Below are 14145 nucleotides of genomic sequence, written 5' to 3' on the forward strand. Positions count from 1 at the left end.
CAAAGGGTGGAGATTGTAAACGTCCACAATAAACAGTAGTTCCGATTTCATATTGGAACAGGTATCTGTGCGGCACTCAGGTACGAGTTCATTCCAAGTCCACAAACCAGTTTTCGTTTTAGTAGAATTGGCATAGTTTTCGCCAGCAACACATCTTGACCGATTGTTTCAAGAGAGAGACATGGAACAGCATCCTTCCGCTTCGCAATCCGCTTCGTCCAGTTCTAATGCCGTTGATTCCACCCAGCCAGCCAAGAAGCGTCTTTGGTGGGTATGGGTTGTTGTTCTAGCTCTCTTCGGCTTGTTGTTCTATTGGGTCTTCAATCACAAGCAGCAGGCGCAGATGGCGGCCGCCAGCGGTCGCCACGCCGGCGGCGGAATGGTTACGCTGACCACGGCCACGGCACACAGCGGCAGCATTGGTCTCTATCTGGACGCGATTGGCACGGTGACGCCGTACTACACCGCCAGCATTGACGCCCAGGTTTCGGGCGTGGTGCAGCAGGTGCATTATCGCGAAGGTCAGCAGGTGCGCAAGGGCGATCCGCTGGTCGATATTGATGCGCGCCCCTATGTGGCGCAGCTGGCTGCCGCGCAGGGCGCGCTCGAACGGGATCAGAGTCTGCTGGCTTCGGCGCAGATGGATCTGGACCGTTACAAGCAGGCTTGGTCGCGCAACGCCATCTCCCGCCAGACGCTGGAAGATCAGGAAAAGCTGGTGGAGCAGGATAAGGGAACGGTCAAGAACGACGCCGGTACGGTGCAGTACGACAAGGTGGAACTGGCTTACTGCCACATTACCGCGCCCATTGCTGGCCGGGTGGGCCTGCGTCTGATCGATCCGGGCAATCTGGTTACGGCCAGCTCCTCTACGCCGCTGGTGGTCATTACGCAGTTGCAGCCGATGACGGTGGTCTTTACGTTGGCCGAAGATGATCTGCCCATGGTCATGCAGCAGATGCGTGGCGGCAAGCCGCTCAAGGTTGAAGTGTATGACCGCACCCAGAAGCAGCAGTTGGGCGTGGGCAAGCTGACCACGGTGGACAATCAGATTGACACCTCGACCGGAACGGTAAAGCTGCGCGCGGAGTTCGACAATCGCGCCGGCCAGCTCTTTCCCAATCAGTTTGTGAATACGCGGTTGCTGGTCAAGTCGCTGGACAATCAGGTGCTGGTTCCGTCCTCGGTCATTCAGCACAACGGCAGTCTCGATTTTGTCTATGTGATTCAGGACGGCAAGGCCGTGATGAAGACGGTCAAGTCCGGCACTTCCGACAAGGGCGAAACGGCTGTGCAGGGCCTGCAGGCGGACGACGTGGTAGCCAACAGCAGCTTTGAAAAGCTGCAGAATGGCTCGCCGGTGAGCATCTCCAAGATGAAACTCCCCTCAGCGGAGTCCTCTGATTCGACCGGGAGCAGCGCGCGATGAATCCGTCCCGCCCGTTTATTGTGCGGCCGGTAGCGACCGCACTGCTGATGATTGCCATTCTGCTGGTGGGCATTGTGGCGTACTTTCAGCTTCCTGTTTCGGCCTTGCCGCAGGTGGACTATCCGACGATTCAGGTGCTGACGTTCTATCCTGGCGCCAGTCCCGACGTGATGGCCACCACGGTGACCGCGCCGCTTGAGCGCCAGTTCGGCCAGATGCAGGGGCTGAACCAGATGACCTCGACCAGTGCCGGCGGGGTCTCGGTGATTGTGCTGCAGTTCAATCTTTCGCTGAGTCTGGATGTGGCGGAAGAGGAAGTGCAGTCGTCGATCAATGCTTCGCAGTCCTATCTGCCCTCCAATCTTCCAGTACCTCCGGTCTATAACAAGACCAATCCGGCCGATGCTCCGGTTCTGACCCTGGCGGTGACATCGAACTCGATGCCGCTGTCGCAGGTGGAAGACTTGGTGGACACGCGTCTTGCACCCCGCATCTCGCAGCTGGCCGGGGTGGGCATGGTGAGCATCAGCGGTGGCCAGAAGCCTGCCACCCGCATTCAGGTGAATCCCGTGCAACTGGCCGCGCATGGCCTGAGCATGGAAGACGTGCGCACGGCGCTGACCGATGCCAGCGTGAATGCCGCCAAGGGCAACTTTGACGGTGCGCGCCAGGATTACCAGATTGACGCCAACGATCAGATCACCGATCAGGATGGCTATCGAAATGTAGTGATTTCTTTCAGCAACGGCGCGCCGGTTTTTGTAAAAGATGTGGCCAAGGTTGTGAGTGGTGTAGAGAACAACAAGCAGGCGGCTTGGATGAACCAGACGCCGGCGGTGATTCTCAACATCCAGCGCCAGCCGGGCGCCAATACCATCGATGTGGTCAAGCGCATCCAGACGATTCTTCCGGTGCTCGAAGCCAATCTTCCGGCGTCGATCCGGGTGACGACGATGACTGACATGACCACCAGCATCAAGGCCTCGGTACATGATGTGTACTTCGAGCTGGGCCTTACCATCGTGCTGGTGATTCTGGTTATTTTCCTGTTCCTGCGCAAGCTGACGGCCACCATCATTCCCGGCATTGCCGTGCCACTTTCGCTGGTGGGAACGCTGGCCGTCATGTACGCGCTCGGCTACAGTCTGGACAATCTTTCGCTGATGGCCTTGACCATCTCCACCGGATTTGTGGTGGACGATGCCATCGTCATGATCGAGAACATCTCCCGCTACCTGGAAGAGGGAATGCCGCCGATGAAGGCGGCGTTGAAGGGCGCAGGGCAGATCGGCTTCACCATCGTTTCGCTGACGGTTTCGCTGATCGCCGTGCTGATTCCGCTGCTGTTCATGGGCGATGTGGTGGGCCGGCTCTTCCGCGAGTTTGCGGTAACGCTGGCGGTCACCATTATCCTTTCCGCCGTGGTGTCACTGACGCTGACGCCGATGATGTGTTCGCGCATTCTGCGTCATGATCCGGCTGAGAAGCAGGGCAGGTTCTACCAATGGTCAGAGAAGATGTTTACTTCGATGATCGACTTCTACGGTCGCACCCTGCGCGTGGTATTGCGCTATCAGACGATCACGCTGCTGGTGGCTCTGGGCACGCTGGTGCTGACCGTGGTGCTCTATATTTTCATTCCCAAGGGATTTTTCCCGGTGCAGGATACGGGTGTGATTCAGGGCATCTCGCAGGCTCCGACGGACATCTCCTATCAGGATATGGTGACGCGTCAGCAGGAGCTGGACCGCGTGATTCTTGAGGATCCGGCGGTAGAGAGCCTTTCGTCGTTCATCGGTGCGGACGGCATCAATACCACCCTCAACAGCGGCCGTATTTCCATTAACCTGAAGCCGCTTGAAGAGCGCAACATCAGCGCCGCGAATGTGATTCGTCGCCTGCAGCGCAATTTGCAGCAGGTTTCGGGCATTCATCTTTACATGCAGCCGGTGCAGAATATTACCGTTGACGATCGCGTCAGCCGCACCCAGTACCAGTACACGCTGGAAGCTCCCGACAGCGAGCAACTGGATGCATGGACCAACAAATTCGTAGCTGAGTTGAAGAAGCTTCCGGAACTGGAAGACGTGGCCACCGATCAGCAGACCGGCGGACGCGCGGTGAAACTCGACATTGATCGTGTGACTGCATCGCGGCTGGGCATTACGCCCAACACCATCGACAACACACTCTACGATGCCTATGGTCAGCGGCAGATCAACACGCTGTATACGCAGCTGAACCAGTATCACGTGATTCTGGAGACCGAGCAGGAATGGCAGAAGAATCCGGCCAATCTGAGTTCGCTCTACATTCAGGAAGGCTCTTCGTCCAGTTCGAGCACATCGAGCGCCACCAGTTCGTACTCGTCTTCGGCTTCGGCCTCGGCGGGGTCCAACGCGCTGACGACCTCGCTGCTTTATACGCCGTCTTCCAGCGTCACCTCCGTACCAGCTTCTGCTCTGGCCACCACATCTTCCTCGACTACGACGAGCAGTGCGGCGGCAATCGATTCAGTTCCACTCTCCGCGTTCACCCACATGACTCCGGCCACGGAGAGCCTTTCCATCAATCACCAGGGGCAGTTTCCTGCGGTAACGATTTCGTTCAATCTTGCCCCCAATGCTTCGCTGGGCACGGCTATTACCGACATCGATAAAGTGGCCAAGAGCATGAACTTTCCGGCGAACCTGCAAGCTGATTTTCAGGGTACCGCCGCTTCGTTCAAGAACTCACTTTCCAATGAAGCCCTGCTGATTCTGGCCGCGCTGGTCACGGTGTACATCGTGCTGGGCGTGCTTTATGAAAGCTACATTCACCCGGTGACGATTCTCTCCACGCTGCCTTCAGCGGGTGTGGGTGCGTTGCTGGCGCTGATGACCTTCCATCAGGATCTGAGTGTGGTGGCTATTATCGGCATCATTCTACTGATTGGCATTGTGAAGAAGAACGGCATCATGATGGTGGACTTTGCGCTGGAGGCTGAACGCACTCAGGGCAAGGATTCCGCCGAGGCAATTTACGATGCCTGCCTGTTGCGCTTCCGACCAATCATGATGACCACCATGGCTGCCTTGCTGGGCGGAATTCCGCTGGCGATTGGCACCGGGCTTGGTTCGGAGCTGCGCCGTCCGCTGGGTATTGCGATGGTCGGTGGCCTGTTACTGAGCCAGATGCTTACGCTTTACACCACGCCCGTGATCTACATCTTCTTTGACCGGCTAGGACAGCGGTTGACTGGACGCAAGATGTCGCGGCAGAGGGGTGACGAGCAGCCTGACAGCGGGACGGAGATGGCATGAGTCTGTCGAGTCCATTTATTCACAGGCCGGTAGCCACTACGCTGCTTACTATTGCTCTGGTGATCGCCGGTGCCATCGCCTATACGGTGCTACCGGTGTCGCCGCTGCCACAGGTGGATTTTCCCACCATCAGCGTTTCGGCCAGCCTGCCAGGTGCCAGCGCGCAGATTATGGCGGCTTCCGTGGCTACACCACTGGAGCGCCAGTTTGGGCATATTGCCGGCGTCTCGGAGATGACCTCTTCGAGCACGCTGGGCAGTACCAACATTACCATTCAGTTTGACCTAAACCGCAACATTGATGGCGCTGCCCGCGACGTGGAAGCGGCCATTAATTCGGCACGCACCTACCTGCCCACTAATCTTCCGTCGAATCCAACTTTTCGTAAGGTCAATCCGGCCGATTCGCCCATCATGATTTTGGCGTTGACATCGAATAAGTACGACATTACGAAGCTTTACGATCTGGCTTCAACGACCCTTGAACAAAAGCTCTCGCAGATTCAGGGTGTAGGTCAGGTGAGCGTGAACGGCGGCGCCACGCCTTCGGTGCGCGTTGAAGTTGACCCCAAGAAGCTGGAAAGTTTTGGTCTGGCGCTGAGCACCGTGCAGTCCGCGCTCAGCCAGCAGAACGCCGATTTGCCGCGTGGCCAGCTCTCTGATGGCAACGTTACAGCCGACATCCTCACCAACGACCAGCTCGACAAGGCCGAGCAATACAGGCCTCTGGTCATTGGATACAAAAAAGATGCCGCAATCCATCTGAGCGATGTGGCTGACGTGGTGGATTCCACGCAGAATATACGCACCGCCGGTTACATGGACGGCAAGCGCGCGGTCTTTCTGATCATCTTCCGCCAGCCGGGTGCCAACATCATTGAGACGGTCGACCGGGTCAAGGCGCAGATGCCGTTTCTGGAGGCCGTTCTACCCAAGGGCATTACGACCACCCAGGTGCTGGACCGCACCACTACGATTCGTGCTTCGGTGACGACGGTGGAAACCACGCTCATCACCTCGATTGTGTTGGTGGTGTTGGTGGTGTTTTTCTTCCTGCGTAGTCCACGGGCCACACTGATTCCGGCGGTCGCGGTTCCCGCATCGTTGGTGGGCACCTTTGCCGCCATGTACATGTATGGCTACAGCCTCGACAATCTTTCGCTGATGGCTCTGACTATTGCGACCGGTTTTGTGGTGGACGACGCCATCGTGGTGATGGAAAACATTACGCGCCATTTGGAGAATGGCGTGGAACCATTCGAAGCCGCGCTGCGTGGAGCCAAGGAGATTGGCTTTACCGTCTTCAGCATCAGCGTCTCGCTGTGCGCGGTCTTCATTCCCATTCTCATGATGGGCGGCATTGTGGGCCGTCTTTTCCGGGAGTTTGCGGTTACGCTTTCGACGGCCATTGTCATCTCCATGGTGATCTCGCTGACCACCACGCCGATGATGTGCGCCCACCTGTTGAAGACGAAAAATGCCGAGGAAAAGCACAACTTCCTCTCCCGCTCGATCGAAAAGTTTCTGAACGGAATGAATACCGGTTACCGGCACTCGCTTGCCTGGGTGCTGGATAATCCGCTGCTGACGATCATTGTTCTGCTGCTGACGATTGCGCTGAATGTAGTGGTGATGATCCGCATTCCCAAGGGATTTTTTCCGCTGCAGGATACTGGCGTGGTCATGGGCGGTATGCAGGGGCCGCAGGATGCCTCTTTCCCCTTCATGAATTTTTCCGCGCAGCAGTTGGTGGGCGTAATCAAGAACGATCCGGCCGTGGCGCATGTGAACGTGTATACGGGCGGAAACGGTACGGCCAACGGTGGCTTTGTCTTTATTGCGCTCAAGCCGCTGGGAACAGATCGCAAGATCTCGGCGATGGACGTCATCAATCGTCTGCGGCCCAAGTTTAATCACATGCCGATTGCCACAACCTTTCTGCAGCCGGCGCAGGATCTGCGCATCGGCGGCCGTGGCGGCAATGCGCTTTACCAGTACACCATTCAAAGCGATAACATCAGCGACCTCTTCCGCTGGGGACCCATCCTTTACAGCAACCTGAAAAAGATACCGATTCTGCAGGACGTGAATAGCGACCAGCAGAACGGTGGCTTGCAGGAGATGCTGACCTTTGACCGCATCGATGCAGCCCGTCTTGGGCAGAGCGCGAAATCCATCGACTCAGCCCTGTACAACGCCTTTGGACAGGAAGAAGTTTCTGTCATTTACAAGGAGCTGAACCAGTACTACGTGGTGATGGAGGTTTCTCCCGAGCATTGGCAGGATCCTTCGGGGCTGAACGACATTTACTTCAAGCCCAGCTCCTCTTCCTCCAGTACGAGCCGCGCCGGAATGAATTCGATGGCTCCGCTGCGCAGCATTCTGACACCCCATGTGGGAACGACGCCGCTGCAGGTCAGCCACACTGGACTGTTTCCTTCCGTCACCATTTCCTTCAATCTGGCCAATGGCGTATCGCTGAGCGATGCTACTTTGGCCATCTCCAAGCTAGAGCAGCAACTGGGCATGCCGTCGTCGGTGCGGGGTTTCTTTGCCGGTACGGCCGATGCTTACCAGAAGTCGCTGGCCAGTGAAAAATACCTGATCCTTACGGCGCTGCTGGCGGTTTACATTGTGCTGGGCATTCTTTATGAAAGCTTTATGCACCCGGTAACCATCATCTCCACGTTGCCTTCTGCCAGCGTGGGCGCGATGCTGGCCTTGATGCTCTTCAACATCGATCTGAATGTTATTTCCATCATTGGCATCATTCTGCTGATCGGCATTGTGAAGAAGAACGCCATCATGATGATTGACTTTGCCCTGATGGCTGAACGCCAGGAGGGCAAGAGCACGCGCGACTCGATCTTCGAGGCCTGCCTGCTGCGCTTCCGTCCCATCATGATGACCACCACCGCGGCGCTGTTTGGCGCGCTGCCGCTGGCCTTTGGCACGGGTACTGGTTCTGAGCTGCGTAAACCGCTGGGCATTACCATCGTAGGCGGGCTGCTGCTGAGCCAGCTACTGACCCTCTATACAACCCCTGTCGTTTACCTGCTGATGAACAGGCTACGTCATTGGCTGTTGCGTTTGTCTGGAAAAACTCGCCCGTCATTGACGCCCGGAGCTACGGAAGATGCATTCTGAGTTGAGAGAGAGTATGAATCGGATGAAGCAAAATACGAGAGCTTCGAAAGCCGCTCTGGTTGGTCTGTTGGGTACAGTGACGCTGCTGGGTGGCTGCCATGTGGGCCCGAAGTACCATGCCCCCGCGCCGCCCGCCGTTACAGCTGCCAACTACAAGGAGTCCACCGTCAACTTTCACGACGCCGACGGATGGAAGGTAGCCAGCCCGCAAGACGGCCTATTGCGCGGCAAGTGGTGGGAGGTCTTCAACGAGCCGGAGCTGAACGCTCTTGAAGAGCAGTTGTTGGTGAACAACCAGAACATCAAGGCATCTTTCCAGAGCTTTATGGAAGCGCGGGCTGTGGTGTCAGAGGCGCGGGCGCAGTATTGGCCTACGGTCACCTTTGGGCCCTCCTGGACCCGTTCCCGCTCTTCGGCCAGCCTTTCCAATTCCTCTTCCAGTTCGGGGCAGGCTTCTTCGCTCTGGGCTGCGCCAATCGATGTTTCCTGGACCCCCGACTTCTGGGGCAAGATCCGCAATGAAGTGCACGAAGCGCAGTATGCCGCGCAGGTCAGCGCTGCCGATCTGGAAAACGAGAAGCTGACGGAGCAGGCCGCGCTGGCCGAGTACTTCTTCGAGATTCGTGGCGAGGATCAGATCCAGAAGATTCTCGATCAAGCCGTTGAAGTCGACAAAAAGACGCTCGACGCAGCTCAGGGCGCGTATGACAGCGGCACCGGCGATCAGCTTGCTGTGGTGCAGGCCAAGGAAACTTTGCAATCGGCCGAGGCTTCGGCAATCAACATCGTCTTGGCGCGGGGCCAGTATGAACACGCCGTGGCGCTGCTGCTGGGCAAGCCGGCTAGCGACTTTTCCATTCCCGTCAAAGCTGTGGTCTATAGCGCGCCCGCCATTCCCACGGGAGTTCCGGCGCAGTTGATTGAGCGTCGTCCTGACATTGCAGCACAGGAACGTACGCTGGCCGAGGCCAACGCTGCCATCGGCATTGGCTACGGCGCATTCTTTCCTCAGGTGACGCTCTCCGGCACCGGGAGCTTGGAAAGCTCGAAGCTGAGCAAGCTCTTCAGCAGCCCCAGCCGTGTCTGGTCGATTGGCCCTTCAATTTCCGAGACCGTCTTTGATGGCGGCCTCTATCGCGCGGAGCTGCATCAGTACGTAGCTACCTACAACGCGGATGTAGCCAATTACCGCCAGACCATTCTGACCGCCTTCCAGCAGGTGGAGGACGACCTGCTGGCTACCCGCGTTTATTCGCAGCAGATCAACCGCCAGAAGGAAGTGGTGGATTCAGCAGAGCAGAGCGTTGAGCTGGAAAAGCAGCGTTATGATGCTGGCGTTGATCCTTTGGCCGATGTGTTGAGCGAGCAGAATACGCTGCTCAGCAGTCAGGAAACGCTCGTCTCCCTGCAGGTGGAGGAGATGCTCAGCTCTGTGCAACTCATCCAGGCGCTGGGCGGCGGTTGGGACCGCTCGCAGCTACCCACCCCACAGCAGATGAGCGCCAAACAGCCTCGGGACACCTATACGTTGCAGAAATAGATTCGCAGGCCACTAACAGAAAACGCCCTTCCCATGCGAGATGCAAAGGAAGGGCGTTTTCTGTTAGTGGGTGCTGGCAGCAAAGATAGCTCGCATTCAAGCCCTCTACTGCCAGCGGAGAGCGTTCCGACGTTCACGTGGACTACTCGTACCGCAACGCCTCGGCTGGCAGAATCTTCGAGGCGGAGTACGAGGGGTAGAGCGTGGCCAGCAGGCTGACGCCAATGGAGACCGCTGCCACCAACACACCATCGATGAGGCGCGGCGCAAAGGGCAGAGTATCGATCGAGTAGACCTCGGCCGAGAGGTGAATGAAGTGGTAGTGGCCGCCGGCCCAGCTGGCCGCGTAGCCCAGCACCAGTCCAATACCAGTGCCAATCACGCTGATCAGCAAGCCCTGCAGCAGGAAGATGCGGCGCACCTGTCCGGGATCGACGCCGAAGCTCATCATTACCGCAATGTCCCGCGTCTTTTCCATCACCATCATGGTGAGCGCGATCAGAATGTTGAGCGCAGCCACCATCACGATGAGTGCAATCACGATGAAGGAAACCACCTGTTCGAGCTTGAGCGCGCGGAAGAGTTCGCGGTTCTGCTCCATCCAGTTGGTGCTCATGTAGCCGTGGCCGGCGGCCTGCTCAATAGCGCGGCCCACCTCGGGCGCGTGGTCCAGATTGTCGATGCGGAAGCTGATGACGCTCAGCAGATCAGGCTCGTCGAAGAGGCACTGTGCATCGGCCAGCCGCACAAAGCCCATCTGCGCATCGTACTGATAGAAGCCGGAGTGGAAGATGCCGGCCAAACGAAAGCGCACGTACTTCGGAATCACACCCATCGGCGTCATCTCACCTTGCGGGCTGATGAGCATGACGGAGTCGCCTACGGTAGCGCCTACGGTCTCGGCCAGATCCTTGCCAAGCACGATGGGCGGCAGCGTGGAGCAGGGCGCACCCGCCGCAGTAGGTTGTGGCTGTAAGGCGTCGAGCGCGCCGGGAGTGGATCCGGCCAACATGCCGCTTACCTTCTTTTCATCGTTGGGCAGAATGCCTTCAACCAGCGCGCCACCATCGCGCGGACCACGCGCCACCAGCACCTGTTCGTAGAGCCCGGGCGAGGCTGCGACTACATGCGGCACATGGCGCAGCTTTTCAAGCAGCGGCTGCCAATTGCGAATGCCTTCATTGGCAGTGGACATCAACTGCACATGCGCCGTGGTGTCCACCAGACGGTCTTCCAGATCGCTCTTCATGCCGTTGGTGATGGCCAGCGCAATGACGAGCGCGGCCACGCCCGCAGCCACACCGGCAACCGAGATGGTTGTTACTACACCAACCACAGCCTGACGGCGCTTGGCACGCAAATAACGGGCAGCAAGAAAAAGTTCGAATCGCATCTATCGTTGCTCCCCAAGAACTGTTTTGGCCAGACCTACGTTGTCGTGACGGTCGTAGACGCGCACGGTAATCAGATGCTCACTTTTGTCGAGCTTGACGCTGTCGAGCTTGCTGTTGTCGGGGCTTGCGCTGTCGAGTGTGGTGTTGAAGTGTAGACGGCGGTAGTCGAAGAGCTTGCCCTCGGGAAAGATCGGCTCCCACGTACCGGCGTCAATCGAGTACTCGGCATGGGCCAGCGGTGAAGAAGCGTCTTCAGCCAGAAACTCAATCTGCAAGGATTTTTCCTTACGACTGGCCTTGAGTCCGCTAATCACGGGCGGCGTTGTATCCACCTCGAAGCGGGTGCTGATCTTTTCTGCGGTGAGCGTGTCGGTGGGCTCATGAGAAGGCGCATCGCTGGCCACAATCTTGATCTGATAGCCGCCATCGGGCAACTGTGTGGCATCCAGGCTGTAGGCCTTTTCGTTGATCTTGTCCTTGATCAAGCGCCAGACTGACTCGCCATCGCCGCGCAGATAAAGCGCGTAGCTGAGTTCGTCGCCGTTGTCGTCGTGCGCGGCCCAGCGGGCTGTGACTGCGGTGCGATCCTTCATGGCTGCCAGCGGTGTGTTGTTGCCACTCGCCTCGGCCGTGTTCAAACCGCTGCTGGCAGGTTGCGGGGTAGGAAAGCCGATCATTACCGTCTGAGGCAAAGCTGCTGCAGCACCGGGCGCATTCACTCGCGCACCGGAAATAACAACCAGATCATCGACCACCGGAGCCGCATTCACCGGCAGATAATTGACGCCCACGGAAGCCAGCGAACCGTTCTTCTCAAAGATCGCCTTCCACTGCAGAAAACGTCCGGCGGGCGAAGCTACAACGCCGTCTTTCAGCGGCTGCCACTCAGTCCAGCCACGCACCGGCTGCTCCACATTGCCGGTGCGGGTGAAAAGCTTGTAGGCTCTGGCGTCGGGTGCAACTTCCACGTGGCCGAAGCGTGCCAGCACCGCGGCATCAAAGACCTGACTGGAGTACTCGTGCTCACCGGCTGCGCCGAACAGATAAAGTTTGCCGGGATTGCCGGTGCCCAGATAAAGCTCTCCACCGCCGGGTGCCGCGGTGAAACTCAGCACTTGTTGTGCGTCCAGCTGCGCCACCACGGCAGAGTTGCCGTTGGCCTGAATGCGGAAGATGCGGCCATGATTTCCGGCCAGCGCCAGCACGCCATCCGTGCGGCTTTCGAGCGCGTAGACCACCTCATCCCGCGCGGCCCACAGCTTGCGCGGAGCCTGCCCCTCAGTGAGCGCGAAAACCTCGCTACCCTCCGGCAAAACGCTGCTGGCCCCAGCCGCTCCCATTGAACCGGGAAGAACAATGGAAATGCCGTTATTCTGCAGCGGCAGCGGGGGCAGAGGATTGCGGCTCTTCTCGCCCACGCACGCGGCGTAGATGGTTCCGGCTGCATCGACGGCCACTGCCGTAACCTCGCGCCGGGGCGCGGCAAACAGTACGTAGCCCTTGCCTGTGGAATCGATGCGATAGACAAGCCCCGTGCCATCGCTCCCGGCAATCAGATTGCCCTTCGCGTCCCAGGCCAGCGCGCGAATGTGCGCTTCATCGCTCTTGAAGAACTCCTCCGGCTTGCTGCCGGGCCTGGTCACATCTACGCGATAGATTGCCGCCGGATCGCCGGTGGCAATGTACAGACGCCCCGCCTTGTCAAAGGTTAGATCCCAGACGAAGTGCGACTTTTTCTTTGTGTAGTCTGCGACGGTAGAAATTTCAGGATCAAAGACCACCGTGGCCTTGCTCTCATCAAGCTTGTCGGCAAAGCGGGGCGAAATCTGAATGACCTTGCCAGAGGGCAGCAGGGCGGCGTACAGATTGCCGTCCGGCCCCATGTGCAGCACCTGCACATTCAGATCCTTGCTCTCGAAAAGCAGGTTCTTTTCCTTGTCGAAGTGCGTCTTTCCGTCCTTGTCAATCTCCATGCGGTAGATTGCGGCAGGACTCCCCGTAGCGGCATAAAGCACGCCCTTTGGACCGGCAGCCAGAGACCAGACCTGGCTGGAAGGTGTAGTGGCAAACACCTGCGCCACGGCACCGTCCACCAGACGGCCATCACTGGTAAGCTCGACGCCTTGCGCCGTGCCTTTTTCAAAGTCGCCCAGTTGTGATTGCGTCCAAAGACGGGTTCCCTGTGCCTCAAGAGACAGCGAGGCCGAGGTCAGAAGAAGGGAAGCGGAGAGGTAGGAGATAAAACGAATCAGGCCAGACATCCTGCCGTTCAGTCTACTAAACCTGGCGGAATGCTGGCCTGCGAATAAAAAAACAAAGGCTAAAAGTTCGGAGTTAGTAATCCAGTGCGTTGTCTTCAATGGCCAATCGTACGTTGCCATCGGACTTGGCCAAGCGGCGTACTGCCTCGGGCTTGTCGACCTTGGCCTTGAGCATGACCAACGCCACAGGCACGCTGCGCCCGGCGCTCTTGATGGTCTCAACCGCCGTAGGCCGGTCGATGTTGCAGGCATACATCAGAATGCGAATGCCGCGCTCCACCAGCTTGGAATTCTGCATATGTACGTTGACCATCAGGTTTTCGTACACGTAGCCCATGCGGGTCATAGCACCAGTGGTGATCATGTTCAGGATCATCTTCTGCGAGGTGCCGGCCTTCATGCGGGTGGAACCGCTGATGACTTCAGGGCCAACCTCGGCAAGAATCACCGTATCGGCAGCATCGGTCAGAGGCGTACCCGGATTGCAGGTCACGGCTGCAGTGTGCGCGCCGCGTGCGCGGGCATAGGCCGTGGCAGCTACTACGTAAGGCGTACGGCCCGAAGCCGAAATGCCAATGACCACGTCCTTGCGTGTAGGCCGGCGGCGCGCAATGTCCCGCTGCCCCAGCTCTTCGCTGTCTTCGTTGACCTCAACGGCCGAGGCCAGAGCCTTCGGTCCGCCTGCCATGATGTATTGAATTTGCCCGGGTGCCGTCGAGTAATTGGGTGGGCATTCCACGGAATCGAGTGCGGCAATACGACCGCTGGAACCGGCGCCGATGTAAATCAACCGTCCGCCGTCTCGCAGGCTGCGGGCTACCATATCGATCACCTGGGCGATCTCAGGAAGCGCTTTTTTTACGGCCGCTGCAACCTTCGCATCTTCATGATTGATGATGCGTGCAATTTCAATGGCCGATTTCGTGTCCAGTCCCAGAGAAGCCTCGTTCTGGCTCTCAGTCGTCAGTTCCTGCAGGGTAGATGCCTGGTCTTTAACGTCCTTTTTAGACGAGCCGGCTGTCTCCTGCATCATCGAGCTATTCAGCATCGCGTCTGTCCCCAATTTTCGATTG

Annotated in this window: 7 protein-coding genes; 4 read left to right on the forward strand and 3 right to left on the reverse strand. The window is 58.0% G+C overall.

Annotation, left to right across the window (positions count from 1 at the left end; all coding sequences use genetic code 11):
* Window positions 1-181 precede the first annotated feature (181 nt).
* Genes ACOBR2_RS09590 through ACOBR2_RS09605 form a run of 4 tightly spaced genes read left to right on the forward strand, consistent with a single transcriptional unit; the run spans window position 182 to window position 9417 of the window.
* Window positions 182-1429 (forward strand): efflux RND transporter periplasmic adaptor subunit, encoded by a 1248-nt coding sequence (locus ACOBR2_RS09590; protein ID WP_420239797.1) that lies wholly within the window; start codon window positions 182-184, stop codon window positions 1427-1429.
* On the forward strand, window positions 1426-4731 hold the full coding sequence (locus ACOBR2_RS09595) for an efflux RND transporter permease subunit (RefSeq protein WP_420239798.1): 3306 nt from the start codon (window positions 1426-1428) through the stop codon (window positions 4729-4731). The genes ACOBR2_RS09590 and ACOBR2_RS09595 overlap by 4 nt, the downstream gene beginning before the upstream one ends.
* On the forward strand, window positions 4728-7877 hold the full coding sequence (locus tag ACOBR2_RS09600) for an efflux RND transporter permease subunit (protein ID WP_420239799.1): 3150 nt from the start codon (window positions 4728-4730) through the stop codon (window positions 7875-7877). Before ACOBR2_RS09595 ends, ACOBR2_RS09600 begins: the two co-directional genes overlap by 4 nt.
* 13 nt (window positions 7878-7890) lie before the next feature.
* Window positions 7891-9417, forward strand: coding sequence for an efflux transporter outer membrane subunit (locus tag ACOBR2_RS09605; RefSeq protein ID WP_420239800.1), 1527 nt, complete (start codon window positions 7891-7893; stop codon window positions 9415-9417).
* Window positions 9418-9559: 142 nt separating this feature from the next.
* Here the strand turns inward: ACOBR2_RS09605 and ACOBR2_RS09610 are convergent, their stop codons facing one another.
* The 3 genes from ACOBR2_RS09610 to murQ all read right to left on the reverse strand — a co-directional run bounded on the left by ACOBR2_RS09610 (window position 9560) and on the right by murQ (window position 14102).
* Complete coding sequence (locus ACOBR2_RS09610) at window positions 9560-10810, reverse strand: FtsX-like permease family protein (RefSeq protein WP_420239801.1); 1251 nt, start codon at window positions 10808-10810, stop codon at window positions 9560-9562.
* The gene (locus ACOBR2_RS09615; RefSeq protein WP_420239802.1) at window positions 10811-13072 is read right to left on the reverse strand and encodes a hypothetical protein; all 2262 of its coding nucleotides are present in this window, start codon (window positions 13070-13072) and stop codon (window positions 10811-10813) included. It abuts the gene before it with no gap.
* 73 nt (window positions 13073-13145) lie between these two features.
* Window positions 13146-14102 (reverse strand): N-acetylmuramic acid 6-phosphate etherase, encoded by a 957-nt coding sequence (murQ, locus tag ACOBR2_RS09620; RefSeq protein ID WP_420240001.1) that lies wholly within the window; start codon window positions 14100-14102, stop codon window positions 13146-13148.
* Window positions 14103-14145: the final 43 nt, after the last annotated feature.

It is taken from the genome of Telmatobacter bradus (assembly GCF_048629425.1).
Lineage (GTDB): Bacteria > Acidobacteriota > Terriglobia > Terriglobales > Acidobacteriaceae > Telmatobacter > Telmatobacter bradus.